Consider the following 3045-nt stretch of genomic DNA (forward strand, 5'->3'; position numbering starts at 1 on the left):
AACGTGACTAGCTAGCGAATCACCTTTCAGATTGATTACTTGCAACCTAAACTTTCCTTCCGGTAGAACTAACGATTTTTCGTTGGGGTATTCTTGAAGTTCAATAACGTCTACTGGTACGGCCTCATCACCTTCACTCTCAGCGTAAGCCTTAACCAGTACCGGATAATCAATCGTGATGATACTGTCGCTTATCGTATATAAATTACGCTGACCATCCATTAGCAGCCAGTCGGGACGGCCGTTAGTGTAGATGGTGCGCGGATGAAATAGTCGGGCATCAAAGCGATTGTCACCTATTCCCCCGTGAAAAGCTTCGTTATTGGCATCGATAAAGATAGCCGGGTAATCTAACGTATCAACCAACTGAAAATACGGATTTTCGGTTTCGCGGGAAAAGTGCTCAGTTAAAATCTCCTGATTGATGGTGAAAGGATTTATTGCGGTGTACTCCTTTACCCTACCAGCCATTGCTTTTTCCCAACCGGGTACTTCTGATTCTACTACATGGCCAAAGCCACAGTGAATCAAAAATTTTCCGTCAGGATTAGCTTTAATCACTTGCTCAATATTTCTTGCCTGCTGAATCTCCCGCTCCTTGCCGTTCGCCTGAATCTGGGTTTCGTAGGGGAAAACCGTGTAGCCTAGTTCTAATGCTTCGCGTACTAAATTTCCGAATTGCGGTTCCTGGGTGTAGTATCCTGAACTAAGTACCGGATAACCTCGCTCATGAAGCACAGTATCGGTATGGGCTAACGCTTCCAGACCTAAGAAGCGATAACCTCGCTCGTATAATCCTGCTAACAAAGAAGTGGTAAACACCCGGTGCAGCGGTTGATGGTGCGCTTCGTTAATAATAATGATTTGTTTTTGTTCGGCTCTATCCAGAATATAATCGCGGGCTGGAGCGGGGCGAAAGGACAGAAAGCGGGCCTCTTCTTCTTCGGATAGAGTAGGATACCCTGAACCCAGTTGTTCGTAGCTCCACAGTGCCTTTTGGTACTCACCAACAAACGAATACTGCCAAGCGACTTTTTGATAGGCAAAATCAGAAGGTTCGGCTAATGTGTGTGTTGCTATCTCCTCCGAGAACTGGTATGGTTCAGGTGGGGTATCCTGAAGGAAAAATAAGGAACCAATTAGTAGAATGAAAAATCTCATAGCACTTTCTCAGTAGGATGCTACATTGGTCTAAATTCCACACAAGAAACAAAAATAAATTTAGCGAAGTAATAATCATTTGCTTTGAGAACTATATAGTAACCATTTCATGGTGATCGTTTCACTTCGATTGCTAAAAAATGTTAAATTTCAGTACCTACGAAATTTATCTGAGCCTAACCACGTACTAACTTTACGGTAGTTGCCGAAATCGTTTTTATCCTACGGGGTTTCGATTAGTTTTGCAATCCTATTTTATAACGTAGTTGCAGGTTCATGCTGACATACAAAAAGCTTAATGACTTTATCGGCTGGGGAATTTTTGCGGTATCCCTTCTGGTTTATATGCTGACTGTGGAAGAAACCGCTAGTTTCTGGGATTGTGGCGAGTTCATTGCCGTATCCTATAAACTAGAAGTTCCTCATCCTCCGGGCGCACCTTTATTTCTGCTAATTGGCCGCTTGTTCTCATTTTTATCCTTTGGCGATGAGCAAATGGTTGCCTACTGGGTAAATATGGTGAGCGTTATCAGTACAGCCTTTGCTATTATGTTCTTGTTCTGGACTATCACCTTGTTGGGTCACAAAGTACTAGGAGTAAAATCTGGAGTAGCAACCTCAGCGCAAAAAATTTGGATACTGGGAGGGGGAATTATCGGCGCGCTAGCGGGTCTTTTCTCTGATTCTATCTGGTTTTCAGCTACGGAAGCCGAAGTATACGGTCTGTCACAATTTTTTACTGCTTTCGTTTTCTGGGCTATTTTGAAGTGGGAGAACATTGAAGATGAAGCGGCCGCCAATCGTTGGCTCATTCTGATTGCCTACACCATGGGACTTTCTATCGGAGTTCACCTGCTCAACTTAGTAACTATTCCAGCCTTAGGTTTAATTTATTATTTCCACAAGCATCAGCCTACCACTCGAGGGATAGTAACTACTTTAGTAATCAGCGGAGCATTTATCATACTAATATTGATCGGAATTATCCCGGGTTTACCGACGATTGCGGGTAAAATAGAAGTGTTCTCGGTCAATAGTATCGGATTGCCGTTCGGTTCGGGTTTTGTTATCTTTGGCTTACTGCTCATTGGTGGATTAGTATACGGCATCCGTTATTCGGTTCAGCATAAAATGCCGATACTTAACACATTCTTGTTGGGACTAACCTTTATTCTAATTGGTTATTCTTGCTACTCGCTAGTAATTATTCGTTCTCGTTACAACCCACCCATCGACGAAAACAACCCCGAAACATTCATCAGTTTCACTTCATATCTAAAGCGGGAGCAATACGGTAGCCGTCCGTTAGCCTACGGCCAGTATTTCACTGCCGAGCTAGTTGCGCAGGAAGAAGGAGCTCCGGTTTACGAGAAAGGGGAAGAAAAGTATGTGATTTCTGATTACAAACTAGAGAATACGTACGACCCAAAGAAGAGCACGATCTTTCCTCGGGCGTACAGCACCCAGGGAAACCACCCGCAGTTGTATCGGCAGTGGATGAATCTCCGACCTAATGAAGAACCTAAATTTCTAGATAATCTGGGTTTCTTTTTTCGCTATCAACTCGGGCATATGTATATGCGCTACTTTATGTGGAATTTTGCGGGGCGAGAGAGTGATATCAAAGAAGCAGCCTGGCTACGCCCATGGGAAGGCGATGCTGATGTACCCGATATTTTGGCCCAGAATAAAGGGCGTAATCAGTTTTTTATGCTACCCCTGGCGTTAGGGCTAATTGGTCTGTTCTTTCAATACCGACGGGATGTTAAGAGTTTCTCAGTGGTAGGCGTACTCTTTCTACTTACTGGCATTGGACTGGTGGTATACTTAAACTCTCCTCCCGTAGAACCGCGGGAGCGAGATTATATCTACGCTGGATCATTC

The 3045-nt window shown here is 43.9% G+C and carries 2 protein-coding genes; one reads left to right on the forward strand and one right to left on the reverse strand.

What is annotated here, in order from left to right:
• Positions 1-1161 (reverse strand): hypothetical protein (locus WBA23_RS05135; protein ID WP_424581176.1); only part of this gene is annotated, 1161 nt, incomplete at its 3' end.
• A gap of 276 nt (positions 1162-1437) precedes the next feature.
• Here WBA23_RS05135 and WBA23_RS05140 point away from each other — a divergent pair.
• Positions 1438-3045 (forward strand): DUF2723 domain-containing protein (locus tag WBA23_RS05140; protein ID WP_424581177.1); only part of this gene is annotated, 1608 nt, incomplete at its 3' end.

It is taken from the genome of Tunicatimonas sp. (assembly GCF_049647865.1).
GTDB lineage: Bacteria > Bacteroidota > Bacteroidia > Cytophagales > Cyclobacteriaceae > Tunicatimonas.